This window comes from Frondihabitans australicus (assembly GCF_003634555.1).
Lineage (GTDB): Bacteria > Actinomycetota > Actinomycetes > Actinomycetales > Microbacteriaceae > Frondihabitans > Frondihabitans australicus.
The window spans coordinates 3,171,897-3,196,886 of sequence record NZ_RBKS01000001.1 but is presented as its reverse complement, the minus strand read 5'-3'; the positions used below and the strand labels follow the sequence as shown (position 1 = coordinate 3,196,886).

24 protein-coding genes are annotated in these 24,990 nt (G+C 64.0%); 12 read left to right on the top strand and 12 right to left on the bottom strand.

Annotated features, from left to right (window positions below):
• Position 1: 1 nt before the first annotated feature.
• Positions 2-544, top strand: coding sequence for a TetR/AcrR family transcriptional regulator (locus C8E83_RS15175; RefSeq protein ID WP_121370751.1), 543 nt, complete (start codon positions 2-4; stop codon positions 542-544).
• Here the strand turns inward: C8E83_RS15175 and C8E83_RS15170 are convergent.
• A complete protein-coding gene (locus C8E83_RS15170) occupies positions 538-1,551 on the bottom strand; it encodes an SDR family NAD(P)-dependent oxidoreductase (RefSeq protein WP_121370749.1) in 1,014 nt (337 codons plus the stop codon). The two genes, C8E83_RS15175 and C8E83_RS15170, sit on opposite strands and share 7 nt — an antisense overlap.
• A 240-nt stretch (positions 1,552-1,791) precedes the next feature.
• Between C8E83_RS15170 and C8E83_RS15165 the strand changes: the two genes are divergently transcribed.
• The 4 genes from C8E83_RS15165 to C8E83_RS15150 all read left to right on the top strand — a co-directional run bounded on the left by C8E83_RS15165 (position 1,792) and on the right by C8E83_RS15150 (position 3,909).
• Positions 1,792-2,304 carry a hypothetical protein gene (locus tag C8E83_RS15165; RefSeq protein ID WP_121370748.1) on the top strand — a complete coding sequence of 171 codons (513 nt, stop codon included), beginning with the start codon at positions 1,792-1,794 and terminating at the stop codon, positions 2,302-2,304.
• Between the two features lie 50 nt (positions 2,305-2,354).
• Complete coding sequence (locus tag C8E83_RS15160; RefSeq protein WP_121370746.1) at positions 2,355-2,546, top strand: hypothetical protein; 192 nt, start codon at positions 2,355-2,357, stop codon at positions 2,544-2,546.
• A gap of 140 nt (positions 2,547-2,686) precedes the next feature.
• The gene (locus C8E83_RS15155) at positions 2,687-3,241 is read left to right on the top strand and encodes a GNAT family N-acetyltransferase (RefSeq protein ID WP_170159959.1); all 555 of its coding nucleotides are present in this window, start codon (positions 2,687-2,689) and stop codon (positions 3,239-3,241) included.
• A gap of 128 nt (positions 3,242-3,369) precedes the next feature.
• On the top strand, positions 3,370-3,909 hold the full coding sequence (locus C8E83_RS15150; protein WP_170159958.1) for a GrpB family protein: 540 nt from the start codon (positions 3,370-3,372) through the stop codon (positions 3,907-3,909).
• Positions 3,910-3,966: 57 nt separating this feature from the next.
• Here the strand turns inward: C8E83_RS15150 and C8E83_RS15145 are convergent, their stop codons facing one another.
• The gene (locus C8E83_RS15145) at positions 3,967-4,911 is read right to left on the bottom strand and encodes an SDR family oxidoreductase (RefSeq protein WP_121370741.1); all 945 of its coding nucleotides are present in this window, start codon (positions 4,909-4,911) and stop codon (positions 3,967-3,969) included.
• A gap of 118 nt (positions 4,912-5,029) precedes the next feature.
• Between C8E83_RS15145 and C8E83_RS15140 the strand changes: the two genes are divergently transcribed.
• The 5 genes from C8E83_RS15140 to C8E83_RS15120 all read left to right on the top strand — a co-directional run bounded on the left by C8E83_RS15140 (position 5,030) and on the right by C8E83_RS15120 (position 10,619).
• Positions 5,030-5,911, top strand: a complete 882-nt coding sequence (locus C8E83_RS15140; protein ID WP_121370739.1) for a helix-turn-helix transcriptional regulator — start codon at positions 5,030-5,032, stop codon at positions 5,909-5,911.
• A gap of 113 nt (positions 5,912-6,024) precedes the next feature.
• Positions 6,025-7,476 (top strand): MFS transporter, encoded by a 1,452-nt coding sequence (locus tag C8E83_RS15135; RefSeq protein ID WP_245981707.1) that lies wholly within the window; start codon positions 6,025-6,027, stop codon positions 7,474-7,476.
• A gap of 43 nt (positions 7,477-7,519) precedes the next feature.
• Entirely contained in the window at positions 7,520-8,287 is a 768-nt protein-coding gene (locus C8E83_RS15130; RefSeq protein ID WP_121370737.1) for an SDR family oxidoreductase, read from the top strand.
• Positions 8,288-8,650: 363 nt separating this feature from the next.
• A complete protein-coding gene (locus tag C8E83_RS15125; protein ID WP_121370735.1) occupies positions 8,651-9,748 on the top strand; it encodes a ParB N-terminal domain-containing protein in 1,098 nt (365 codons plus the stop codon).
• Positions 9,732-10,619, top strand: a complete 888-nt coding sequence (locus C8E83_RS15120) for a restriction endonuclease (protein ID WP_121370733.1) — start codon at positions 9,732-9,734, stop codon at positions 10,617-10,619. Before C8E83_RS15125 ends, C8E83_RS15120 begins: the two co-directional genes overlap by 17 nt.
• A gap of 4 nt (positions 10,620-10,623) precedes the next feature.
• On the opposite strand, the gene C8E83_RS15115 is transcribed toward C8E83_RS15120, so the two are convergent.
• The 4 genes from C8E83_RS15115 to C8E83_RS19585 form a co-directional block, all read right to left on the bottom strand.
• The gene (locus C8E83_RS15115; protein ID WP_170159957.1) at positions 10,624-11,751 is read right to left on the bottom strand and encodes a PDDEXK family nuclease; all 1,128 of its coding nucleotides are present in this window, start codon (positions 11,749-11,751) and stop codon (positions 10,624-10,626) included.
• Positions 11,744-12,682 carry a DNA-methyltransferase gene (locus C8E83_RS15110; protein ID WP_121370729.1) on the bottom strand — a complete coding sequence of 313 codons (939 nt, stop codon included), beginning with the start codon at positions 12,680-12,682 and terminating at the stop codon, positions 11,744-11,746. The genes C8E83_RS15115 and C8E83_RS15110 overlap by 8 nt, the downstream gene beginning before the upstream one ends.
• A gap of 242 nt (positions 12,683-12,924) precedes the next feature.
• Entirely contained in the window at positions 12,925-15,945 is a 3,021-nt protein-coding gene (locus tag C8E83_RS15105; RefSeq protein ID WP_147430203.1) for an SIR2 family NAD-dependent protein deacylase, read from the bottom strand.
• Between the two features lie 767 nt (positions 15,946-16,712).
• The gene (locus C8E83_RS19585) at positions 16,713-16,889 is read right to left on the bottom strand and encodes a hypothetical protein (RefSeq protein WP_170159956.1); all 177 of its coding nucleotides are present in this window, start codon (positions 16,887-16,889) and stop codon (positions 16,713-16,715) included.
• A 30-nt stretch (positions 16,890-16,919) separates the two neighbouring features.
• Between C8E83_RS19585 and C8E83_RS15095 the strand changes: the two genes are divergently transcribed.
• On the top strand, positions 16,920-17,381 hold the full coding sequence (locus C8E83_RS15095) for a helix-turn-helix domain-containing protein (protein ID WP_245981705.1): 462 nt from the start codon (positions 16,920-16,922) through the stop codon (positions 17,379-17,381).
• Positions 17,382-17,383: 2 nt separating this feature from the next.
• Complete coding sequence (locus C8E83_RS15090) at positions 17,384-17,944, top strand: ImmA/IrrE family metallo-endopeptidase (RefSeq protein WP_211331710.1); 561 nt, start codon at positions 17,384-17,386, stop codon at positions 17,942-17,944.
• 113 nt (positions 17,945-18,057) lie between these two features.
• On the opposite strand, the gene C8E83_RS15085 is transcribed toward C8E83_RS15090, so the two are convergent.
• From C8E83_RS15085 to C8E83_RS15060, 6 genes are read right to left on the bottom strand one after another with little or no spacing between them, the layout of a single operon-like run.
• Complete coding sequence (locus C8E83_RS15085; RefSeq protein ID WP_147430202.1) at positions 18,058-18,618, bottom strand: HAD domain-containing protein; 561 nt, start codon at positions 18,616-18,618, stop codon at positions 18,058-18,060.
• On the bottom strand, positions 18,615-18,983 hold the full coding sequence (locus C8E83_RS15080) for a hypothetical protein (RefSeq protein WP_147430201.1): 369 nt from the start codon (positions 18,981-18,983) through the stop codon (positions 18,615-18,617). Before C8E83_RS15080 ends, C8E83_RS15085 begins: the two co-directional genes overlap by 4 nt.
• Positions 18,980-19,780, bottom strand: a complete 801-nt coding sequence (locus C8E83_RS15075) for a metallophosphoesterase family protein (protein WP_170159955.1) — start codon at positions 19,778-19,780, stop codon at positions 18,980-18,982. Before C8E83_RS15075 ends, C8E83_RS15080 begins: the two co-directional genes overlap by 4 nt.
• A gap of 46 nt (positions 19,781-19,826) precedes the next feature.
• Positions 19,827-21,818, bottom strand: a complete 1,992-nt coding sequence (locus tag C8E83_RS15070; protein ID WP_121370720.1) for a TniQ family protein — start codon at positions 21,816-21,818, stop codon at positions 19,827-19,829.
• 3 nt (positions 21,819-21,821) lie between these two features.
• Positions 21,822-22,910 (bottom strand): TniB family NTP-binding protein, encoded by a 1,089-nt coding sequence (locus tag C8E83_RS15065; protein WP_121370718.1) that lies wholly within the window; start codon positions 22,908-22,910, stop codon positions 21,822-21,824.
• Positions 22,897-24,990 (bottom strand): Mu transposase C-terminal domain-containing protein, encoded by a 2,094-nt coding sequence (locus tag C8E83_RS15060; RefSeq protein ID WP_147430200.1) that lies wholly within the window; start codon positions 24,988-24,990, stop codon positions 22,897-22,899. The genes C8E83_RS15065 and C8E83_RS15060 overlap by 14 nt, the downstream gene beginning before the upstream one ends.

Here is a 24,990-nt window from a genome sequence, read left to right as displayed (position 1 = left end):
CATGAGCGATGAGCGGGTGACGAAGCGCGCGGCGATCCTGTCGGCCGCGACCGAGCTCTTCGTCGAGCACGGGTACGCCGGGGCGTCGCTGCGCGACATCGGCCGCGTCGCCGACGCCGACGCGTCTCTCGTCATCCACTACTTCGGGTCGAAGGAGGGGCTGTTCCTCGCCGCCATGCGCTCCGTCGAGGGCGAGCACCCGCTCCTCGACGGACCCCTGGACGGCCTCGGCGAGAGGTACATCCGCTTCGTGCTCGAGTCCGGGCCGTCCGTCCGCGCCGGGTTCCTGGCCGTCCTCCGCGCCGGCCAGACCGCGAAGCTCAGTGCCAGGATGCGCGAACTGCACGAGACGAACTTCGTCGAGCCGCTCGAATCCCGCCTGACCGGGGCCGACGTCGAGCTCCGGGCACGGCTCGCGGCCGCGCTCGTCGGCGGGCTCCTGTACTCGTTCTGGATCGTCGGCGACGAGTACCTGCTCGCCGCCGACCACGAGGCCGTCATCCGGCGCTACGGGCGCCTGCTGCAGGACCTCGTCGACTACTGAACCGACCAGCCTCCGTCGGAGGGCAGGATCGCGCCGTTGAGGTTCGTGGCATCGTCGCTGAGCAGGAAGGTGATCGACGCCGCCAGCTGCACCGCCGTGGCGACGCCCGGCAGGATCCCGAGCCCCGGCTGGAGTCGCGCCGATCCGAACTCCGAGGCGAAGGTCGTCGGGATCCCCGTGGCGACGCCGCCGGGCGCGATCGCGTTCACCCGAATGCCCGTCTGCGCGTACATGAAGGCGGAGCTCTTCGTGAGGCCGATGACGGCGTGCTTCGAGGTCGTGTAGGCGGCTCCTGCGGCTGAACCTCGAAGGCCCGCCTCGGAGCTGATGTTCACGACCGAGCCGGAGCCGGCTTCGAGCATCGCCGGGAGCACGGCGCGGGTGAGCAGGAACATGCCGTCGACGTTGATGCGCATGACGCGCTGCCAGACGGCGTCGGTGGTCTCGTGCAGCGGGGCCATGTCGTCGGTGACTCCGGCGATGTTCGCGAGCCCGTCGATCCGGGCTCCGGCGGCCTCGACGATCGCCGCGACGTCGTCGGCCTTCGTGATGTCGCCGGTGACGGTCACGATGTCGGCGTCGGGCAGGTCGGCGACCAGCGCCTCGAGGCCGCGGGGCGCGACGTCGACCGCGACCACGCGTGCACCCTCGCGAGCGAGGCGAGACGCGGTCGCACGGCCGATGCCGCCTCCGGCACCGGTGACGATGACGGTCTTGCCGGTGAAGCGGCCCGGAGTGACGCGCTCGACGAAGCCGGTCGGCGCGTCGTCACTCTCGGCCGGCATGACCCCGCCGTTGGCCCGGACGACGAGGTCGTCGACGGCCGCCTGGGGCAGCTGGCCGTTCGACATGGCGACGAGCTGCTGGAGCGGCAGCGAGCGCGCCGGCGCGAGCGACGAGACATCGGCAGGAGCGACGAGGCCGGCGAGCAGGGCGGCGCCGTCGGGGTCGTCGAGCCAGGCGCCGACGGTGGAGTTCGCGGTCAGGGGGCGATGCGCGGGAGACATGGTGAGGCCTTTCGGGATACGACGGCGCACCCTTGCGCCGCACGGCCCCATTCAACACTGTTGAGCCGCACGGTTCAACAGTGTTGAATGCCGCCTGGCGACTGGACGCTGCGCCACCCCTGGCCTGGGGCTTTCTGGCGGACACCCCAACGAGCACGCTGAGTGTGAGGTCGGCAACGTTCGCCCCGGGGGAAGGTGGCAAAAGTGGTTTCAACGGAAGACCTCCACTCCACGTGGGGGATGAGTGAGGCCGCGCGAGCGCTGCCGAGCCCCGGACGCACCTTCATCACCTGCGGCGCCCTGGTGGGTGCCGCCATTTCGGCGGCATACGCCGTTCACGAACTCCCCTTGCAGATGCAACCGTCTGCGGGAGGCGACATGTTCACGCCCGGCGGTCGTCTCTTCCTGTCGGCCATCATCGACGGCGGTGTCTCGATCGTCGTCATCGGCGGGACCATCGCCGAGGCCGGTGTTGCGTTGCTCCTGCGGAACCGGGCTCCACGCGAGAGCGCGGGCCTTCGGTACGCGGCGGCCGCGCTGGGCGGAATCGCGGGTGGAGCGGCGATCGCCCTGCTCCTGGCGCTTGGCGTCTTGCTCGCCGTCAGGCCCGGCATGCAGGAGGACCTCCTCATGGCCTTCAGCATCGTCGGTGGCGGACTCTTGGGGTGCGCCTATGAAGCGGTGTTCCGGATCAGGGAGCGTCGGGCTCGCAGGCGTCACGCCACCGAAGCCCTTCGCTCCAGCCTCGACTAGCTCACACGATTGATGACGGCTTGTCGAGGGTCGGTCTAGTGTCGGGTCGCATGAGCCGTAGGACGTGGACCGTCATCTGGTCGGTCGCGTTGACGCTCTTCGGGATATTCACCTTGCTTTCCCGAGCTGCAGGCGTGATCGATACGACGACCCTGTCGGCGACACTCGAAACGGTCGGCGGGTCGTTGCTCGTCATCTGCGGCGTCGTCGGCCTCATCGCAGCCATCAGACGCCCGTCCTGAGCTTCCAAGTCACGCAGGGAAACGAGTCGAGATTCCATGGGCGCGGGGCCAGGCACTCATCGGAAAGGCTCCACCACGCGATGAGACCTGCGCCTCACCCCTCGCGTGGTGGCGAATCCCCGCTGCCTACCCACGTACAAGTGACCGCCGCGCCCGGCTACCGTGGGCTCGTGGGGACCGAGACGACGCGAACGAGTCGGCTGCTGCTGCAACCGATGGGGCCGGGCGACGGACCGCGATTGTTCGCCCTGTTCAGCGAGCCCGACGTGTGGTGGTACAACCCGGCCGGCTTGCATGCGGACGTCGGCACGACCGAGTCCTACGCAACCCGTGCAGGCGGCAAGTGGGACCGTGACGGGCTCAGCTACTGGGTCGCAGTCCTGGCCCACGACCCCACCGTGGTGATCGGCACGGGTGGAGTCCAGCTTCATGGCGGCGGCCACTGGAACCTCAACTACCGCGTCGCGCCAACTCATCAGCGGCAGGGATTCGCCGCCGAGATCGCAAGGGCGGGAATCGAGGCCGCACGCGCCGTCGACACATCACTTCCCGTTGTCGCCTGGATCGACCACGTCAATGCGCCGTCCATCGCGACCGCCCTCCGGGTGGGGCTGCATGCCGCCGGCGAAGGGGTCGATCCCTCCGACGGCTCGACTCGTCTGGCCTTCACCGACCGAAACTGGATACCCGCATAGCTGGGATCGCCGTCGTCATCCCCATGGACCCCATGAATCCCGGCGACGCCCGGCCAGCCGGCCCACTGCCCCTGCACTTCGTGGACGAGCCGACGCGGCTCGTCTACGGCGCGAGGTACATTCGGGACGTGTCGAAGGCCCACACCGAAGTGCACCTCGTCCCCGCCGATCCTGCCTGGTCAAGCCGCTTCGCGAGGACGAAAGAACAGCTGACGCCCGTCTTCCTCGGCGCCGAGATCGAGCATGTCGGGTCGACGAGCGTGCCCGGCCTGGCATCGAAGGACACCATCGACGTCGCGGTCGGCGTGAGGAACGTCGACGACGCTCTGACTCCGGCGATCCTCGACCGGCTCGCCGGGCTCGGGTTCGATCACGTCGCGTCGTCGTTCGCCGACGACCCTGACCATGCGTTCCTGCAGCGCATCGTCAACGACCACCGAACGGACCACGTGCACGTCATGCGCGTCGGCTCCGAAGCCCACACGTCGCACCTGCTGTTCCGCGACTACCTTCAATCCCACCCCGACGCGTGCGCCGACTATGAACGGGAGAAGAGGCGCCTGGCGGAGGCGTTCGAGCACGACCGGGACGGCTACGTCGTCGCAAAGCAGCAGGTCGTCGAGGCCATCCTCGTCGCCGCGAACGACTGGCGGGCCCGCCGCCCCTGACGTCAGCCGAAGATGACACTCAAGTGCGTCTCGACGAAGCGAGCCGATCGCCCTCGCTTACACCGCGCCGAACGCCACCCCGGTCATCTCCTCCGACAGCGCCCACACCCGACCGGCGTCCGCCTCGCTCTGCAGCCGCGAGTAGAGCCGCTGCTCGGCGGGCGCACCGCCGAGGTGCCCGGCACCCGACGGGCCGTAGAAGTGGCTGGGCATCGCGTCGGGTGAGGTCGCGGCGTAGACGGCGGGCAAGGCTGCTGACTCGGGGGTGCCGACCAGGATCCCGCGCGCCGAGAGGAGACGGATGACGCGCACGCCCATCGTGTCGTCGGCCCGGCCGAGCTCCGGCCGTGCGGCGAGCAGGCTCGTGGGCGCGACACCCGGATGCGCGAGGTTGCTCGTGATGCCCCAGCCGAGTGCCTCGCTACGCCGCTGGAGTTCGAGCGCGAACAGCCCCATCGCGATCTTCGACTGGCTGTAGGCGCGCATGCCGTTCCAGCCGTGCTCCCAGTTCGGGTCGGCCCAGTTCATCGCGTGGGAGTTCGCCGCGACGCTGATCTGCGAGGTCACCTGTGCGCGGCCGGCTCGCAGGACCGGCAGAAGGCCCGCGACGAGAGCGAAGTGCCCGAGGTGGTTCGTGCCGAACTGGGACTCGAACCCGTCGACGGTGACCTGTCGCGACGGGGGAGTCATGACTCCGGCGTTGTCGATGAGGACGTGCACCGGGTCCCCTTCCGCCACCAGCGTCGCCGCGAGCTGAGAAACGGAGTCGAGCGACGACAGGTCGAGGTCCCTCAACGACACCTGGGCCGCCGGCGACTCGCGCCTGATCGTCTCGATGGCCGACTGCCCCTTGGCGGCGTTCCGCACGGGCAGGACGACCTCGGCACCCGCCGCGGCCAACCTCGCTGCGATTCTCAGGCCGATGCCGTCGCTGGCGCCGGTGACGACGGCTCGCCGCCCGGCGAGGTCCGGGACGTCGATCTGGATGGGTGTGCGTGGCATGGCGTGCTCCTTCTCGCTTGTGCTGTCGACTCTGACGCCCTCTCGGCGCGGTATCCAGGACTCGACGGGGCACGGCTCCGCTGTTCACCCCGGGATCACTCGGCACGAGAATCGACACATGAACAGCACACCCCCGGACGGCATCGCCCTCGACGGCTCCCCGATCGACCGCGACGGCCTCGGCGCCTTCCTCAGCCACCGGCGCGGGGTGCTCCAGCCCGAAGACGTGGGTCTCACCCGCGGGCAGCGCCGTCGAACGACCGGACTCCGCCGAGAGGAGGTCGCCGCCCTCAGCCACATGTCGCCCGACTACTACGCCCGCATCGAGCGAGGAACAGGTCCACAGCCGTCGGAGCAGATGATCGCCGCAATTGCCCAGGGTCTGCACCTGACGCTCGAGGAACGCGATCACCTCTTCAGACTCGCAGGACACCGGCCTCCGAGCCGCGGACCGTCGAGCGACCACGTGGGGCCTGGGCTCCTGCGCATTCTCGACCGTCTCGAGGACACCCCCGCCGAGGTCACGACGGAGCTCGGCGAGACACTCCGGCAGACGCGTCTCGGCGCGGCGCTGACCGGAGACACGGCCCACCTCACAGGCCTCGCGCGCAGCATCGGCTATCGGTGGTTCACCGACAGGAGCAGCCGAGAGCTGTACGCCGAGGAGGACCGGCCGTTCCTGTCCCGGCTCTGGACGTCAGGGCTCCGCGACATCGCGGCACGCCGCGGGCCTGCCTCGCGCGCGGCGCGGATCGCCGACGAGCTGCTCGACCGGAGCGCCGAGTTCCGCGAGCTGTGGGACCGCCACGAGGTCGGCCTGCGGCCGCCGGCCACGAAGCGCTTCGTGCATCCCGAGCTCGGCGCCATGGACCTGACCTGCCAGACGCTCGTCGACCCCGACCAGACGCACATCCTGCTCGTCTACACCGCTGCCGCAGGGTCGGAGAGCCAGGAGAAGCTCCGGCTGCTGTCGGTCATCGGGTCGCAGGTCATGGGCTAACGCGCTCGGGTGGGCTCCGACACGAAAAGGGTGGTGATCAGCGAAGGAGGCCCTGTCGGTACCCGGAAGGGCAGGCACTGCCGCGCGCGCCGCGGCGCCCTTTGACTGACACTGTGACCACGACACGAAGCAACACCACGGAAGGCGCCACCCGCGCCGCGCCGCCTGTCCACAAGACGGCGATCCTGGTGATCATTCTCGTCAGCTACTTCATGATCCTGCTCGACAACTCGATCATCTTCACCGGGCTGCCGTCGATCCAGCGCACCCTCGGCTTCTCGTCGACCGGACTCGCCTGGGTGCAGGATGCCTACACGCTCACCTTCGGCGGCTTGCTGCTTCTGGCTTCCCGGGCGGGAGACATCCTCGGACGCCGACGCCTGTTCATCATCGGGCTGATCGTCTTCAGCGGCGCCTCCCTGTTCGTGGGGGCCTCCCCTGTGGGCAGCTGGATGGTCGCCGCGCGTGCCGTCCAGGGTATCGGCGCCGCCATCGTCGCTCCGACCTCCCTGTCGTTGCTCACCGCCACCTTCCCCGCTGGCAGGGAGCGCAACCGCGCCGTCGCCCTCTACTCGGCCACGGCGGGAATCGGCGCGAGCCTGGGCATGGTCATCGGTGGTGTCCTGGCCGACCTCGTGTCGTGGCGGGCCGGGTTCTTCATCAACATCCCCATCGGCGCCGTGATGATCGTCCTGGCTACGAAGTACTTGGTCGAGCAGCCGAAGCGACCGGGAAAGTTCGACGTGCTCGGAGCTGTGACGTCGACGGTCGGCATCGGCGCGATCATCTTCGGCATCATCGAGTCGTCGAGTCGCGGATGGGCCTCACCCGTCACCCTGGTGAGCATCGCCGTGGGTGCTGCGCTGCTGGTCGTCCTCGTCGTCCACGAGGCGCGGGCGGCCGAGCCGATCATGCCCCTTCGGCTCTTCGTCAGCCGGCACCGTTCGGGTGCCTATGCCGTCCGATTCCTGTATCTCGGCGCGATGATGGGGTTCTTCTTCTTCACCACCCAGTACCTGCAGGAGGTGCACGGCTGGAACCCGCTCCAGGCGGGCCTGGGGTTCCTGCCGATGACGGCTGTGAACTTCGCCGTCGCCCTGAATGTCACGAGGCTCGGTCGGTTCATCCGCCCGGTGCCGATGCTCGCCATCGGCGTCATCCTCACGCTCGCCGGCATGTTCTGGCTGAGCCTCGTCACCGCCGACACCGGTTACATCGTGAGCGTCGGCCTGCCCATGCTGCTCATCGGCGCGGGCCAAGGTCTCGCTTTCGCCCCTCTGACTAGCTTCGGTATCTCGGGCGTCGAGGCGCACGATGCGGGAGCCGCATCCGGCCTCCTCAACACCGCGCATCAGCTCGGCTCATCCGTCGGCCTCGCGATCCTGGTCGCCGTGGGAGCCGGGGCGGTCGCCGCGCACGAGAGCACGACTGCCGCGGTGATCGCCCGGGTGCACGGTGCACTGACTGGCTCGAGCGTCATGCTCGCCGTGGCTTTGGTGGTCTCCCTCGTGTTCCATCACCGGAACTCCCTCGTGTTCCATCGCCGGAAGGAATTCCAGTCATGATTTCACCTCTCTCGTTCGGTACGGTCGAGATCACGGTGCGTCCGTGACCGCGCCGATGACCGTCTTGGTAGTCGGTTCGACCGGCAGTGTCGGCCGACACGTCGTGGCGGAAGCCGTCCGCCAGGGCCACACGACGCGCGCCCTGGTGCGCGACTCGGCCCGTGCCTCCAGGCTCGACCCCGGTGCATCGCTCGTCGTCGGCGACCTCACGCGCGCCAGCACCCTTGTCGCGGCGGTCCAGGGGATCGACGCCGTCGTCTTCACACAGGGCGCCTCGTACGGCGACGCTGCGGGCGCCGAGAAGGTGGACTACGGCGCGGTCGCCAACGTGTTGGAAGCGCTCGATGGTCGTCCGGTGCGCATTGCGCTGATGACCTCGATCGGCGTCACCGTCCGAGGGAAGACGCACGACTGGAAGCGGCGCAGCGAGCGGCTCGTCCGAGCGAGCGGCAACGATTACACGATCGTCCGGCCGGGCTGGTTCGACTACAACGACGCCGACCAGCTGAAGATCACCCTGCTGCAAGGTGACACTCGTCGCGCCGGCAACTCGTCCGACGGCGTCATCGCGCGAGCACAGATCGCCCGCGTGCTCGTCGACAGCCTGACTTCAGAAGCAGCAGACCGGTTCACGTTCGAACTGGTGGCCGAGCGCGGGCCCGAGCAGGCCAACCTGGAACTCGTGTTCGGCTCTCTGGCGAAGGACGCAGCCGATTCCGTCGACGGCGTGCTCGACCAAGTCAACATGCCACGGGAAGACGAACCGGATCGCGTCCGGCGTGACCTCGACGAGGTTCGTCGAGCCGACTGACGGAATACCGGGTGGCCGGTCGGACCCACGCTCGACCCGGAGCAGCTGGGGCGACGTGACGTCAGTCGGTGAGAACCGACAGACAACTGTCGATTCTCATTTTAAATTGCCAGTCACGGCCCCGTGAACGGAGGGATTCTCACGCACGTTGCCAGTCCATTTCTCATCCCAATCTTGCCAATTTTCAGTTTGGTGCACTCAAGTCTCTAGCGCGCGTCCCTAGACGGCCTCTTGGCTTCGTTGTCTGATGTCGACGTTCAGCGCGGCACCCCCTTCCAGGTGACCTGCCGATAGCCTGATCTGAAAGTCTCAAGCGGCGCAATAAGCGCTCCGTCAAACCCACCATCTCATCTAGGACTCCACATGAGCCAACTCACTCCAACTGACGTACCCCTAGATGCGATTCTTCTGGATCCCAACAATTTCCGGTTCCACGGTGAAGGAGAGCAACGCACAGTCGCAGAGCGACGCTTTCGGGAACCGAAGGTTCAGGAAGCCGCGTTGTCGCGGCTGAAGCAAGATGGGTTGTCTGAGCTCAAACAGTCCTTCATTGCGAATGGCTTCGTTCCCGTCGAGAGAATCGTTGTTCGCCCCTGGAAAGACGCGGGCGAAGACAGCGTGTATGTCGTAGTCGAGGGCAACCGGCGAACGGCAACTCTGAAATGGCTAAAGGCGGACAACGATGCAGGCATCGACCTGCCGGAACAGTTGGTTGACGTCCTTGATTCGATCCCCGTCATCGTCATGGATGGGGACGACGAGGAGGCGTACCTAGCCATCATGGGCATTCGGCACGTTGGCGGAGTCAAGGAATGGGGCGGGTTCCAAGCGGCCCGCCTTGTCTACGAGTTGCGGCACAATCACGAACTTTCGGCGCAAGACGTGGGTTCAAGGCTTGGACTATCGGCAGTCGAGGTAAACCGCCGATATCGCGCGTTTCAAGCAATGGAGCAGATGCGCGCCAGCGAGGAGTACTCCGACTACGTAAGCAACGAGCTCTACCCACTTTTCCATGAGGCCCTAGTCAGCCCGAAAATTCGGGCCTGGTTGGCTTGGTCCGACGAGACCTGGTCGTTCGAGAACGAAGACCTTCGTGAGAGTTTTTATAGCCTGCTCTCTCCTTACGCCGACACGAAGGGCAAGAGTCGCGAGCCTAAGATCACGTCCTACCTGGAGATCCGCGAGATCAAGAATGTCCTCGACGATGAGGAAGCCGTCACATCCCTCCTAGACATCGACAAGCCCTTCTCAGATGCCATTGCAATGATCAAGGCCGCGGATGCAGGGCGGAACTGGATGTCCAAAGTGACAGCTGCTCTGACAGCTTTGGATCACATCGGCATTCGTGAAAGTCGGCAGCTCGAAGCTTCACAAAAGGCCAAGCTCCAGGATCTCGCAGACCTCATCGAGGAGCTCCTATCGGTGGGAGAGGCTGACGGCAAGGATGCCGCGACCGAATAAACGCAAAGCCGTCGTCGAGCACGTTCTCTCATCGTGGCCGCTCGACTCCAAGCCCGTCCATGCGCAACTTCTGGTGGCTCAGGTCGCAGCGGATGTATTAGCGATGACGGGAGATGAAGCGGACGAGTTCGCGGCGTCACATCACGTGGCGATCCTAAGCACCTTGAAGGACGCCATCGCGGAAAGCGAGCTGCGCTATCGGTTCTGCCGCATCGAGATCAACGAGTCTTCGCAGGACTTTGTGCAGGGAAGCTCGTTCTACCCCGCCGGCGAGGCACAGACTGAACGCGCTAGGGCGAAACGCCTCCGCCTGGCAAAAGACAATTACGCAATTTTCCTGCGGACGCTGTCATGGCGAGAGTTCGAGGGATGTTGTCGCGGCATCCTCGGCATCCTCGGTGTGGAAGAGCCCACCCTGACACAAGCAAGCGATGACCAGGGGATCGACTTCTACGGCAAGCTGGCCTTGGGCAACAGACTCGACAACTTCAGCGAACTGCCTGGTCTGGATCGCCGGCTGAATGTCTGGCTCGTGGGACAGGCCAAGCACTACGACAAGACCAGAGTCTCCACGCCCGATATCCGGGAACTCGTGGGATCGGTTCGTTTGGCTCAAAGTGGCATCGCAAGCGACGATGGGCGAGCTCTCTCGGGATTCAATCCTTCTCTGCTGGACCCGGTGTTTTTTCTCTTCTTCACGACAGGAACGATTAGTCGTGACGGTGAAACTCTCGCTGCGCGCAGCGGAATGATTTGCATGGACGGCGACCAGATTGCAACGTTCCTTGCCGACAATGAGATCGGGCTTACAGGGGACGTCTTCGAGCAAGATGCAGCACTTGCCTGGGTGCGCAGCCACCTACATCAGTGATCGACTACGCCTCGTTCAGTTCCGGCACGAAACGGCCGAGTCGGCCCCTGATCGTGTCCATCAAGCGGTCCACATTTCCGCCCGCAGCTAGAGCGGCCTCCGGGGCCACATCGAGAGCGAAGTGCGAAAGAGCAGCGGCAGTCGTCCCGATCACTTTCTTCAGACGAACAGGATCAGGGGTGCTTCCCGACTCCGGGTCGAGATCGAAGACATAGATCCATGCAGGAACGGGTTCATTCGATGGCGATCCCAGCAGTCGGAAGGTTCCGTCTGCCATTGGCGTCAAGTCCGGCTTGCCGAGAAAACGTTGCCAACTGTCCCAGACAGCCTCCGGAATCGCGAGAACACAACCAGCGGATTGACCGTGGGCACCAATTTGGAACTTAAACATCATCTGATAGAAGGTTCGCTTGAACGCATTGGAAATGTTAGGACCTTCAACTCCCTCCGAAAGCCATTCCGGGTGCGCCATGAGCGTGGACGCGAAGTCGTTTTTGTGCAGATGGTTTGCGGCTGAAAGATTTTCCACCGCCTTCTTGTATGTCCCGTGGAAATCCATTGTCTGGATCTCAAAAATGGCATACGAGGAGGCGATGAGTCGTCCTGCCTCCAGGTTCATGAGGACCATAGTGGCGTCGAAGTTCAATTCGGGGGATCGAGGCGTCGCCCCAACACTGATCTCGCCGCCCAGCTTGCTCTGAAAGTACGCGACTCCAACCGCTCCGCCCGACAGTGCCGCTTTGAATGACTCAAGCGTGTCTGGCTCGGCGAGGTTGGGAACTGGCACCAGTACTAATTCGGTCGATTCCGGCACATGGAAGAGTCGTCGCGCTGCGTCTTCAAGCAGGTTCGTATCGAGCGCGCGGAAAGGGCAGACGAGCCAATCCTGGCGAAGACCATTACTCGTACTGCTGATCGTGCACACTCCGCGGGACACGCCGTTCGAGGAGCCTCCGTGCGCTCGGTCACTCTTTACACACGTGCACCGAGCTCCAGTGAGGTCGGACAGGAACGGGCAGGTCTGCAGGTCCTGATCCTGCTGGCTATATTTCGTGTCGGAAGCGTTCGGGTAGATGCGGTGGCCAAACCATTCCGCGAGGATGTTGCCGGCTAGGCGCTTCTGCTCAGGCAAGCTCGGGCCCTGCAGACGGAATACCGCTAGCTACGTCAGCAAAGCTCTGATTTAGATCAAACCCGATTGCATGCCGACCGTTCTCAACTGACACAGCGAGCGATCGTCCCGTGCCACAGAATGGATCCAGAACCGTTCCTCCTATCGGCGACGAGCTGAGAATACGCGGCGTAATCAGGTCGCGCGGAAACGTAGCTGAGTGACCATCTTGTCCGGCCCGAACATTGGTCGTGACTACATCCCTCGCGCCGTCCTCGACCTGGCTGAGGTCGTAGAAATACTTGGCTCGCCCGCTCGAAGGCTTCTTTACGAAGTGAAAGAAGTGCTCATGAGAAAGGCGGAGCCTGTCTTTCTCGGGTCGGGGCGGAACATTTGGCTTGTGCCAGATCACGTCGTTGCGCAGAATCCATTTCTTGTCCTGCATGGCGATCGCAAAGCGCGCCGGAATCATCAAAAGCTGCTTTTCTTGCCGGAAGCCTCCCATAGGAGCACGCCGGCGTCCTCTGGGGTTCCCGCCGAGGCCCTGCCGGCCGTCGTTGCGGATGCTCGACCACCTGGCGAAGTACGTGTCCCCGATGTTGATCCAAACGTTCCCCCCGGGCTTCAGAGCATGCGCCCCACGCTGGAAGATCTCGACGAGGTGCGAGACGAACCATTCTGGCCGCGGTTCAAGACCGAGTACGCCGCCGTTGTCTCGATACCACGCATAGGGAGGTGCATCGTCCTCGTCCTCGCCACACGCGGCCCACTTCGAAAGAATGCCTTCATCGTGCTCCAAGCCGTAACTGCGAAGACCCCAGTAAGGCGGAGACGTGATCAGCAAGTCAATGGACTCGGGTTCAAGCAGCGGGAGGAGGTCGTAGGCATCGCCGTGCTTGACATCGGCATTGGGCCAGGCCGCCTTCTGGTCGGAACTCGAGGTCAAGGTCATGGCCCGAGCTTAATGCTGGCGACCGTCACTACGGGTCGAACCTGGCTAGGCCGGCAAGAATCCGCACGGCCTCGTCGGCAACGTGGTGAAAATGTGGCGGCAGGACTGCGGCGAGAAGGCCAGCACCATCGCTGGTCGCAGACTCTAGGACGTCGATCCAGACCGGACTGGAATGCGAAGGGCCGATCAATCTCACCGACAATTAGTCGGCGCGTCAGATGCCCTTTATGCGACATCGACTCCTAGTTTGCGATAGCTGGTGCTTGACGATCCTTCCTCTCTGCCCTCGCGCGCAGTCGATCGTTCAAGTATTTCCGCCTCAGTTGTTCGCGATGGCTGATCCTTTCGTCCTTCGTCTTGTAGTTGGTGCCACGCTGCGAGAGGTCGAGGCAAAGCTGCAGGAGTGCGTCAGAGTCCTGATTAGCGACTCGGTCATCGAAGAACGCTCCGAGGCACAGGTAGAGCAAGAATCGGGCAACCACCCAGAGGTTGCCTCGACCCTCGAGAAGCACCCGCATCCGACCTACCCACCCATCTTCCTGAAGCGCATAAAGGAAGAACGCGCCGGCGAGGGCGCGGTGTTCGGTCCAATCGGAGCATCCGTCATCGATAGCTACTTCGAGGGGCGCGCTGAGACGGCGCGAGGCGAGTGTGACTGCGATTCCGCCAGCAGTGCCGGAGGCCGCGAAGATCTTGCTCCATTCCTCGACGGCATCATCGGTGTCAAGATTCGCTCGATCCTTTTCCGTCAGAGATTCGTCAATGACTTGACGGACGAAGTCACGGAATGTGGGATCCGAACTCATGAGGCTCAGTAGGTAGCCCCAGTGGTCCAGCACAGTCATCAGTGCAGACCGCTTCAGGTCATGGCCTTCGACTTGGTCCGAGTCACGAAGGGCTTTCGAGACGAGGTCGACCGTCCGAAAGAGAGTCGACACGGGCGAGAGCTGTTCATCGGTAGTGATGGGGAACGGCGGCCTGTCCTGGTCGTCCGTCCGATCGAAGAAGGCATTCTCGATCTCGTGGGTCTCCGGCGAGGGGCTGCGCAGGTCAAGCGCCGCGTCGTGCTCAAGCATGACCTCGTCCCGGAATTCGGGTTCGGAAATTGGTAGTTCTTCGAAAACGCCACCGGAACCGGGCTCCCACTGTCGATCAGTCAGGAGGGGCATGAGACTCATCACTAATGATGCGTCATAGCGGATTAGGGCGGCATAGTGAGCCAAGGCGGATGCGAAGAAAAGCGGGTCGGCTAGGAGGGTGGCTTTGAACTCTGCGTCCATGGCGGCTCGCTTGGCGGCGAAAAGGTGCAGAAAGCTACTACGCGCGAAGGAGACATGACGACCGTCCCACCGAAGTAGCCCGCGCTTGATGAGGTTGCGAAGGACATCCGTGGGCCGCTCTTTCCAGGTCATCCTGTCGAACGCCGCTTGCATGTGTTCGAGGACTTCTATTTCGAGAAGGCCTCCGACTCGACGCTGAACGAATTCCTGGGCAAGTTGCGCGAGGACGGCCTCTCGCCCGTTCTGGTCGAGGCCGACTCTCGCGTCCTCGTGGGGGTCTCCTCGCCCGAGGAGCATGCCGACGTAGTCGTCGAGGATGGATGTCTGGGACGTCTGCGGCGAGATGACTCCGGACCTAGCAAGGACCGTGATGAGGAGGGCGATCGTGTAGGGCGTCCTTGGAAGGTTTTCAGCTTGAATGACACCGAGAACCGTCGCAGTGAGTTTCTCGGGATCTGCGACGGCGGACATGTCGGCCATAGTGCGCACGTCGCGCGAGGAGAGGCGTCCGATGTAACCCACAGAGGCGGTAATTCCTGCAGTTCGCAGGCGTTCGATGACTTCATCTTCGGCGCCAGCTGCGCAGCCGATGACTGCGCAGAGCGCTTCTGAGGCCACGAGGTCTCGGATGACCCGCTCGGAGACGCGAGGGACGGACGCGGAGAAGTCGTCCAACGCGAGGACGTAGGGAGGGAGGGCCGAATCGTTGCTGCGGGTGAATCCTCGACTGCGCGCCTCGTGGACGAGCTGATCGCGAAGGGGATGACCGGAAGGCTGACATGCCCTGAAGGAGATGTGGAGAGGAACCGCGCCCCCAAGGAATCGGGCCGCTTCGAGAGCGATCCAGTCGATGGTCGTCGACAGTCCGCTGTTCTCATCGCCGACGATAAGAATAACGTCGTGCCCATGCGCCACCTCCGAGGGATCAATGCGCTCCGTGCTGGGATCGCCGGGTCGTGATTTGCGGGCGCGCAGATGCTCGGCGTACGGGACAGGCAGGAGGACCGGAGGGAGGACGGCGTCAGCCAAGGCGATGGATTCCACGTCTTGTCGACTTTCGGCAATGACTGAATCCGCGACGAGGCGCCGTTCGAAGGCGCTCTGGGCTTCGCCCACCAAGTCCTGCACGATGCCGGCTGGCGAGAGGACGACTGAATCGTCCAATGGTTGCATCTGTTCCAAGAAAGCAGGCAGGTCATCGTAGGTGTCGCCGTAGACGACCGGGATGATGTGCGTTCTCGTGTGCGTCGCAGCGAGGGCCCTTTCGTCCTCCGCCCGGCAGAGGACGAAATGCGGCACCGAAGACGGCTTGAATGCGGACGAGTGCCACTTAATCAGCTCGGAAAAGTTCGGATCGTCGAGCCCGGCGCCGAATCCGACGTACACGAGAGAGTGGAGGCTCGACGCCGCGCGTTGCAGAGACTGCGCGACATCACTCTGAAGCAGTCGGTCGTAGTCGACAGCGGTCAACACCACTGAATCCGGTTCCTCCCAGACGCCATGCAGATGAACGACTCGTCGCGTCTGTCCGGTTAATGCCGCCTGTACGTCCGTCGGATGAGTCCACACCGCTGTTCCGCGATCCCCGTCCAGTAGTGTGTCGTAATTTGTGGTGAGGAGAGGGAAAGGAAGAGATTCGAGCGCCTGGATCACACGCGCGTTGCTCACTCTGAGCTGTCCTACGGTCTCCGACAGCCAGGTGGCGAACGCCGCGTCGCCAAGCTGGCGTATGGCAGCGGACACGCTTTGCGCGACACTGAGAAGCAACGCCATGTCGTTGTCGTCAAACGCCAACTCGAGCGTCTGCCGTTGCAGGTTCGCCCACCGCTGCCCCCTCAGATCTTCGAGGCGTTCGATCCCCTCCATGAGGAGCCCCCGCCACGTAGCGGTTCCGGCACCGCCTGTCGCATTGGCGCTAATTCCAGCCCCGGCGATCACAATGACGCTGTTGCTACGAACGGCTTCCCTGAACGTTTGGCTCACGCCATCTCCTCAATCCCAGACACAGCGCCGCGTTGCAACCGTAGCGTCCTTCTTGAGGTCCGCTCGAGATAAGTTACGGGGACCATGCGACATTGCCAGCGCAGGCCGGCATCGGCAAGGCACGAACCAGCCCAGGACGACACCAGACACAAGGGGTCCGCGGTCGCATGCAAGGGCCGTCGGCTGCGCCATCTGCTAATCGCTAGGTCGACACGGCCCGGATGCTTTCTCGTGTGCCTGAGAACATCGTCATGACCGCCTTCGGCTCTCCGAGTCACAGGTCGAGGTGATGTGCACGCGCGAGGAGGTCGGCAATCCGCGCCCTTCCCGTTCGTCGCAGGAGCGGGATTAAGTAGCGCATGGGCGGCTGATTCGACCGATACGGTTTCGGGTCGGCGCCGGTGTACAACCCTCCGCTCGGGCCTGTGTAGAGGCCGCCGCCGGGACCGGTGTATAGGCCTCCTCCGGGACCGGTGTATAGCCCGCCGCCCGGGCCCGTGTAGAGGCCGCCGCCCGGCCCCGCATAAAGGCCGCCGCCCGGCCCGGTGTACGCGCCGCCGCCGGGGCCCGTGTAGGAGCCGCCGCCGGGACCGGTATATGCGCCGCCGCCGGGCCCTGTGTAGAGGCCTCCACCGGTGCCCGTGTACAGACCCCCTCCCGAGCCGGTGTACCGGTTGCGTGGCCATGTCGTCATGATCTTCACCTTCCTGTGCTGCGGAGTAATTCGAGTCGAGCCGCGTCCCGCGGACGCGGAACCGTCTCGATCGTTACTTGCTCTTCGGCGTCGTCTTCGTCTCGTTCCTCACGCCCTTGTGCTGCCGCGCCGAGCCGTCCATGATCCGACCCGTCGCGGTGTCGCGTTTGAACCACGTGTTCCCACGCTGGAATTCGCTGCGGCCTTTCACCGCTCCTTCGCGGAAACCCTTACCGGTGTTCTTTGCCATGTCCGGACCCTTCGAGCGATCGAGATTGCGATGCGAAATGCACGCACTGCTCGAAATATCGAGCAGGACTACAATAGCACTACCGCTCGACGTTTCGAGCAGTTGGAGGAGATCATGCCGGAATCAGCACCCGTAGTAGATGTCAAGGCGTTACACGCCGCCCTCGACGCGGCACGTGCCGAACGCGATTGGTCCTGGCGTCAACTGGCCAAAGAACTCAACGTCAGCCCCTCGACCATCTCTCGGATGGCCAACGGACTCCGACCCGATCTGTCGGCCTTCGCGGCCATGACCTCGTGGCTGAGGATGTCCGCCGAGGACTTCTACAGACCGACGACCAGTGCTGCCGAGAACGACGAACCGGCTCTCGTCGCCCAGCTGGCACCACTTCTACGTGCGCGACGCGACCTCGAGGATCGCGACGTCCAACACCTCGAGCAACTCATCGGCGCCGCAGTCCAAAGATTCCGGGCGGAACGACACGAAAGCTGAGCATGAAGCACACGCAGAAGTCCATGCGCATCATTGCGAACGAAGAGCGGGCCGATCTCGGCCTCGGCCCGTTCGATCGCCTTGACCCGTATGACCTCTGCGACCAACACGGCATCCCGGTGTACGAGCTGACATCGTTCGCCGTCAACGCGGGCGCCGCCGCAAAGTACTTCACGACTGACGGTTCCGCGCTCTGGTCGGCGGCACTCATCCCCGCCGGTACCTCGAGGATCATTCTCGAAAACGATTCTCACGCACCCGTCCGGCGACGCTCGAGCATTGCCCACGAAATCGGTCACCACCTTCTCGAGCACCCCTTCGACCACGTCATCCTCGGCGAGGACCACCAACGCCAGTTCAACGCGACGCAGGAGAAGGAGGCGAAGTTCATCTCCGGCGAACTGCTCGTCACGACCGAGGCCGCCACGCAAGCGGCCTACCGGGGGTGGACCAACGAACGCGTCGCCCGGGAATACGGCGTCAGCGAACAGTTCGCTCAGATGCGAATGGCCGGCCCTCGCATCCGGGCGCAGCGTGCGGCTAAGCACTTCGTTCGCCGGTGACCACCCGCCGCTTCTGACTCCTCCGGGCATCAGTCTTTTTTCGTAGGAGTGGCAGTCGTCCAGAACGACGGGAGCAGGCCTGCTGGAGTCATCACCGTCGATATTCGGTGCGGCTACAGCCGCAGCCAACCGAGCACAACGTTCCAGTCGGCTTTCGTGAATCCGATGGTTTTGAGTGGCGCAATGAGGAGTGCGCGGATACCCCTTGCCTCAAGTTCCCGGGTGACTTGCGCACTTCGGGGTACCCAGTCGTCGTCGTCTTCATCGATGGCGGACAGGTGGTCGTCGATCCACACGACACGGCGAATGTGCGGGTTCTCGCGAAGGTATTTGCGGACGGCGTCGAGTTTCCACCATTCATCTTCTCGTTCCCGGGGTCGGGTGAGGTGCGGGAGCGACTGCCCGAGATAGGAGGCGAATGCCATGTTGGCGATGTCTTGCCAGTCGGTGCACCACATGAGCTCGACGGGTGCTGCGACGAGGGCGGCGGCCATGTCGAGGGAGATGGCGAGTTCCCCGAATCCTGGATCGTCGATGATGGTTGTCGGACCCCAGGCTGGGTCGGTCTCGAGGCTGTGGAGGGGGCAGAAGACGCCGTCGACGTCGAGGAAGAGAGCCGTGTCGGTGACGGGCTGGGTCCGTGCCGGCGGGATAGATGGTCGCTCGATGGTCATGTCAGCCATTCGATCGACGTGACGTGGCCTGTCTGACGCACGGTCGGGACGCCGTCTTCTCGTATCTCCAGGAGGAGCCTCATGGGGTACCCGACGATGATCGCTTGGAGGCCGCGAAGGGTGAGTTCGTCTTCGTCGCGACGCAGCCGCGCACCCGGCCAGGTTTCGAGATCGGGATAACGGGTGACGCAGAGCCGGTCGAAGTCGAGCTCGTACCGGGATCCGTTCTCCGTCGTCACGAGCAGGACCCCGCCCATCACCAGCGCAGTCGACCACGACGGCTCTACGGTTCCTGTGGAGCCCGGCGCGACGGTTGTCGCCGGTTCTGCGGCGTCTTCATCCAGGGGGACGTCGGACGTCGTCATTCGAGGAGCCAATCGAATGTGAGGGTGTCGAGGTCGAGCATCCCGATGTTGCGGTCCTGCCGGTCCATCCCGAGCGACCACACCTGCCGGCCGTCCGGGAGCGTCATGACATCGGGAGTGTGCATGTGCCCGTGCAGCAAAAGCCGGGGCTGGTGGTAGTCGTAGACCTGCGTGACCCGGCGACGTGACAGCGCGGATCGGGCTTGAGCGTCCTCCGGCGCCCAGGCCCGGTTGTTGATCATTTCCGCGACGACCTGGGGGCTCGGGGACGTGACGGTTTCGTGAGTCAAGAGCACCTCGACTCTCGGTCCCGACGCGGCCGCGACGGTTTCCTCTTGCGTCGCGAGCTCCGTCGGCCACCAGTCGACACCTTCCGTGCGGTGGTGTGTGTCGTAGGAGGCTGCCCCGCCAAAGGACATGAACGTGCGACCGCCCAGGGTGAATCGGTACCCGCGGGGCAGAGCCAGCGTGCGGTCTGTAATCGGCACCGGCTCTCCCGGCCGGTCCGCAAAGAGCTGAGAGAGCCGTCCCCAGTCTTCGTGGTTCCCGGGGGTGACCCAGATGCGCTCGATGCCTGCTTGCTTGGCCCAGAAGTCGACGGCCGCGAGATACCCCTTGCCTGGCCGCTCGCCAGCGAGCCAGTAGCCAAAATCGCCGAGCTGGAGAATTGTTTTCACGTCCGGGGCGAGGCGGCGGATGCGCGGCAGCAGGGTCTGGATCCAACGGATGCTGCCATGCCAGTCGCCCGCCACAACGACACGTCGCTCGTCGGGACGGGGACGATCGCTGACGATCACTGCCGGACTTCCCTGCTCGGAATGTCTGGTCGACCGAGTGCGCACGTCATGCCGGCATCCCCAGGGTACGTAGGTGTGTCATCTCACTGCGGACCTCGCGTCGGAGCTTGTTCCAGTCGATTTCGATCCACCGATACTTGGGATGCCCCGGTGGCCGGGTGGCGGCCACAATCGGGACGTCGCGTGGGTTGATGCCGGCAGCTCTGGCGAGAGTGGTGAGCGTTCGTTCTCCCGATACGAGCAACGTATGAAACTCGCCCAAGTCCAAGGCACCGATCGTTCCGCGGGGGAGCAGTCGCGGGGGTAGGAGCGATAGAGGGGCAACATCCCGGACCGGGCCGTCGAGGCGTGCTTCGTCCAGGACGATGGCCAGGTACTGATCGATCGCTTCTTGCAGTTGCTGCGTCATCTCTAGAGCGAAGCGGGTCTCCGTGCCCTCACGGATTGCAGGCCACCCCGTGTCGCTGTACGGTCCTCGTGTTCGGACGGGGACGCCGGTGAGTCGTTCGAATGCGTAGGCGCGGACGTCACTCGCCTGGACGCTGTTTCGTGGCATGAGGATGCTTTCCCGGAGGGCATGCCAGTGTTTGTCAGGCAGGAACCCCGAGCCCAGAAGCCGCAGGACGTCGAGCCTGGGGCTGAATGAGGTGAGCGGCGGGTGTTCGTGGGAGAAAGCGATCAGACGCGCGACTGCTTCGATGAAATCGCCCTCACCATCGGCATTCGATTTCAGAACGCCGTTCATGAGGTACTTCGCGTTCGTCGATGGGCGGCGCGGATGCACGCCCGATCGAGCTTCCGAGTCGCAGCGGTCGTGCTCACCGTACAGGTTGATAGTGGCGTCGAGAGTCATACGGACGGCTTCACGCGTGTGACGCCCGCCAGGGTCGAGGGCATAGACCCACTCCGGCCAGAGGGTCTCGGGGAGCTTGCTCGCCGCTGGCAGGGGGAGGTTATTGGGCGGAAGGGCGCTTCCGTACCAAATGCGTTGCCGCGGGGTGAGGTCTTTATCGATCGCGTGGGCAAGCCGCCGGCGCGTGAGAACGGTGCCGCCGAATCGGCTGATGATCGTCGACGGGCCGTCCTTCCACCAGAACCCTGCTTCGCTGTTCACTGTCCCGATCGACCCGTACGCGATTTCTCGCAGACGGTTATGCAGAATCGAGCTGTTGCCCATCATGAGCGCTTTTGCGGAAACGACGAGGGCACCGAAGAACAGCGCGTCCTCGGGAGCGGCCGAGCTGTCACGCACCCGTTCCGGTTCGAGGCCAGCCAGAGCACCGGGAGGAAGGCGCGCCTTCAGCTCGAGAGCAGCCCGACGACGCAGCTTCAAAAGACCCACACACAGGGCCTTGAGGTCCGCGAGGTTGATGCCCGCGGCTGGAGTGTCCGATTGATCGAATAGAGCTGTGACAAAAATCTGGGCGTCGATAAGAGGATGCGTTTCGGGCAGCTTCTCGACGAATGCGTCAGCGAGATTCGCTGCGCACTTCTGCCGCCGGAAGTCCCCGTCCGACGGTAGCCGTCGCTGGCACATGAGTGGATCCGGTGCCACGGAGCTGACAGGTGCCGAGACAGGTACCGGGCCCTGACACTCCGGGCACCAGTCGGTCAGGACGACGTTGTGGCGGACACATGCAAACGTCCAGCTCGTCTGCCACTCCACGAGGAACACCCCGCCCGACTCGCGGAGGCATTCGACACAGAACCTCGTATGAGAGCCCTTCACCCAATTCCGGAGCCGCCGAAGACGTTTCGTCTCGTCGAACTCGAACTCGGGCAGGTGCTCGTACCGGTCGAACGTCGTAGCGTGCATGGTGTCTGGATCGATTCCAGTTGACTCGCAGATGCGTGCCACGACGGTGTCGTCGAGCCCGTAGCCGTGGGATTCGGTCAGGAAGCTGATCTCCCTATCGTCCAGGTCGAAGGCACGGTAAAGATCCAGCGGGCTCACCCGCAGCTTGAACGCATACCGCCGAATCCAGCTCTGGAAGGACTCTCCGGGTTCGGGCCAGACCACGATCGGGAGATGCAGCACGGGTCAGGCTCCCTTTGGGCGGGTCGTCCAGGCACCGGTGCCGAGTGTCGGGAGGTATTTCCGTGCCGTAGGTTCGGCGAGGGCATCGATCTTCAGACTGCCGATGAGTTCGGGGGTGAGCCGTTCAGTGCCCGTCCGGATGGCTTTACTGCAGGCACTGTTGATCAGGAATGCGAGACTGCGCCACCGCCCGGCGGTCATGGCCCAGACGATGTCGGCGCAGTGCCAAAAAAGATCGCCCCGTTGCTGGTCGAGAAGGCGCAGGTTCTGTTCGAGCGACATGAGTGTTTTCACCCATTCGTCGGATTCGTCGTCGGCGAGAAAGGACCGCATTTCGTGGACCTGCATGAGGCTAAGAAATTGTTCCGCGGCGGGATCCATGCCGCCGGGCGTGGTGAAGACCTCGCTGTCGCGGACATTATTGCCAGCAAAGAAGAACGTGCACGGTGTCGTGTTGAGGAGGTCCTTAAGGTAGTTGCTCATGCGTGATCCGGCGATGCGGGACCGGCCCATGAAGTGGAGTTCGTCGATGGCGAAGACTTTGACGCCGCATTCGTAGACAGCGTCAATGACCTGATTGGTAATTTCCCGTTCGGTACGGCCTCGGGGCGGGAGCTCGAAAAAGTCGCGAATCCTTGTGGCGCAACCGAGTTCGTTCGTGGCGGAACGCATCGAGACGTGCACGACGTCGATCCGCCTGCTGCCGCGCACAGGTTCCGCAGCGTGCAGGCCCGCATACTGGCGGTAGCGGTCGTAGAGGAAAGTCTTCAGGATTGCGCTCTTACCTTGCCCCGCGCGACCATCCAGGAGAATCGCCTGCTTGACGTCGTCTGCGGATTGCCGATTCGTGACCAGAAGATCGTTCATAGCTGCGAGAATCCCCGCAGCCTGAGAGGTGTGGACGAAAGGAAGCTTGGCGTGCCAGTCGGACCGTTCAAGGTCGTAGTTCGCGCGGTCACTAGCGGACAGAGCGTCGTATTCCGTGCGCGTGAGTTGGTCCGGTTCGCGCCGGGTCGAACCTGCGAGCTTCGACCATCCACTGTGTCGGCGATGGTCCACAATCCGGGGCGACTCGTAATCACCCACAGTCATGCGATCCCCCGTTACCCGAGGGGAACGCACTCAAATGCTGCAGGAACGAAGGCAACTCGTCCGAACTGGCTGCGGCGAACACGATCTGTGTCGTGGTGATTGCGGCTTCCCCGGCGGCCTGCTGAATGGCGGCGGCGGCCTTGAGGTCTGCCGGTCGAGCCTTCGATTTAGCGAGGGTTCGCTCGGCGTCGTGGGGGTATTCGACGTGGTCGGAGAACTGGTTGAACTTCGACAAGGCCTTGCGGGCATTTTTCCTATTGGCGGCGAGCTTCTTCGTCTTCCGACGCTGCTCATCGACCAGTCTGCGCACGACGTCGCTCATAGGCATGCCCGCGCCCGCTTTCGTCTTCTCCGTGCATTGCACCTCATGGAAGTGGTGGTTGTCGTCCTGCACGTAGACGACATCGAGGTCGGCCGGGTCCCAGTGCACGAGCCATTTGCCTCCGGGCAGGGTGCTTTGCCGGTTGCGGAACTGTTTCAGGCTAGGGCCGGAGTATTTGCGGTTATTGATCCGGATGACGTCATGCGTGATCTTCCGGGACTCTGCGGGTAGGACGTGCAGATGCAGGTCGACGTCGATAGGTGCACGGACGAAGCCGCTGGTCTCCAACCCGATCTGGTACATCTCGAGCGGCGACCGCTCCCGGAACTCGGTCCCCGGAGCAACGAGGTCCCGCTGGGGCGCCACGTGGTAATCCGTCGCCACCCACAAGCGCAGGTAGTCGAGGACCTCCGCCGGCGTGTAGTACGCATCCTTGGCGGGATCCCCGAGGGTGGATTCCAGGCCGCCGCCCGTGTAGCCGCGCATGCGGGATAGGGCACCGCGGGAGCCGGTGCCGAAGAACCGTTCGATGTGGCCCTTGGTGAATCCGCACCCGGGTGCTGTGGGTTCCAGGCTGAAGCCGACGGTCGCGGCGAGGCGTTTGAGCTCCTTCCCGGTGTAGATCTTCCCGTTGTCGATGACGATCGTGTCGATCACCACGATCGGACCGAAGTCCATCTCCGCGGGGTCCACGTCGTCAGCGGCGACGTCTGCATCGGTGTGTGCCGTGTACTCGATCTGGAACGGGATCCCGTGATACGGCCAGACCGGCTTGTGATCCATGTCCGGATCGATCGGCTGCGGATTGATGATCTGGCCGACGAGAGACAGCACGTGTTCAGCGGACGTCGTCTTGGCGATGATCGTCGCGAGGATGCACCGCGTGAACTGGTCGATGGCGACCGTCAGCTCCGGCCGGTAGGGCTCGCCGCCGTCGGGATCGACGCAGAACATGTCCAACACGGTCGTATCCAGCTGCACGATCTCGCCCGGCCGAGTCACCACCCGCAGGGTCTTCTCCACGGTGGGGCGAGCGTTCATACTGGCGCGAGTCTTGGCGATGGCGCCCTGCAGACCGGTCCCCGACTGAAGCCGCTTGTACAGCCGGTACATCGTCGCTTGAGACGGGTGGAGCTCCTCGGGGATATCTTCCAGGACCGCCTCGATGACCTTGCCCGCCACGGGACGGGTGCCCTTAACCGCCCGATCGATGATCGCCTGCATTTTCGCCGGAATTCTAGGGTCGATCGAATGGAAGGTTTTGCGGGCGCCGAGGAGCTTCTGGTGAGCAAGACCCACCTCGCCACCGCGCCGGTAGTTGTCACACCACCAACGAACCGTCCGCGCAGCCACTCCGAGTTCCGCAGCCTTGGCCCCTTGCCGTTCCGTCAGCGTTGTGGTCGACGTGTCGTACTCGGGCCTGGGCTCGTGTGCCAATGCACTGGTCGGCGACCCCGACTTGTAGCCGGTCAAGACCTCGAGGACCTCGAGAGACCGGGACTCCGCGTTCTCCCTCGTTGCCTCGCCCAGCTGCTCGTACGTTTTGAACGTCTGCGTGTACTTCATCATCCGCGCCGACGCCGTACGGAGTTCTTGCGGCTGCTCCAGCACCAACTCCGAGAGATCGACACGAACCGGATCGCTTCCGCGCCGCACCAATGTGGCCAACCCATTTTCGAAATCACGGACGCGCCACTGCTTGCCGTCGTGGACGACTTCCGACCCCTTGCCGACGATGTAAGCCGGCACCTCGGTCAC

Coding starts and splice junctions, on each gene's coding strand:
- C8E83_RS15175 (WP_121370751.1), top strand. CDS start 2: ATGAGCGATGAGCGGGTGACGAAGCGCGCGGCGATCCTGTCGGCCGCG.
- C8E83_RS15170 (WP_121370749.1), bottom strand. CDS start 1,551: ATGTCTCCCGCGCATCGCCCCCTGACCGCGAACTCCACCGTCGGCGCC.
- C8E83_RS15165 (WP_121370748.1), top strand. CDS start 1,792: ATGAGTGAGGCCGCGCGAGCGCTGCCGAGCCCCGGACGCACCTTCATC.
- C8E83_RS15160 (WP_121370746.1), top strand. CDS start 2,355: ATGAGCCGTAGGACGTGGACCGTCATCTGGTCGGTCGCGTTGACGCTC.
- C8E83_RS15145 (WP_121370741.1), bottom strand. CDS start 4,911: ATGCCACGCACACCCATCCAGATCGACGTCCCGGACCTCGCCGGGCGG.
- C8E83_RS15140 (WP_121370739.1), top strand. CDS start 5,030: ATGAACAGCACACCCCCGGACGGCATCGCCCTCGACGGCTCCCCGATC.
- C8E83_RS15125 (WP_121370735.1), top strand. CDS start 8,651: ATGAGCCAACTCACTCCAACTGACGTACCCCTAGATGCGATTCTTCTG.
- C8E83_RS15120 (WP_121370733.1), top strand. CDS start 9,732: ATGCCGCGACCGAATAAACGCAAAGCCGTCGTCGAGCACGTTCTCTCA.
- C8E83_RS15110 (WP_121370729.1), bottom strand. CDS start 12,682: ATGACCTTGACCTCGAGTTCCGACCAGAAGGCGGCCTGGCCCAATGCC.
- C8E83_RS19585 (WP_170159956.1), bottom strand. CDS start 16,889: ATGGCAAAGAACACCGGTAAGGGTTTCCGCGAAGGAGCGGTGAAAGGC.
- C8E83_RS15095 (WP_245981705.1), top strand. CDS start 16,920: ATGCGAAATGCACGCACTGCTCGAAATATCGAGCAGGACTACAATAGC.
- C8E83_RS15090 (WP_211331710.1), top strand. CDS start 17,384: ATGAAGCACACGCAGAAGTCCATGCGCATCATTGCGAACGAAGAGCGG.
- C8E83_RS15085 (WP_147430202.1), bottom strand. CDS start 18,618: ATGACCATCGAGCGACCATCTATCCCGCCGGCACGGACCCAGCCCGTC.
- C8E83_RS15080 (WP_147430201.1), bottom strand. CDS start 18,983: ATGACGACGTCCGACGTCCCCCTGGATGAAGACGCCGCAGAACCGGCG.
- C8E83_RS15065 (WP_121370718.1), bottom strand. CDS start 22,910: ATGACTGTGGGTGATTACGAGTCGCCCCGGATTGTGGACCATCGCCGA.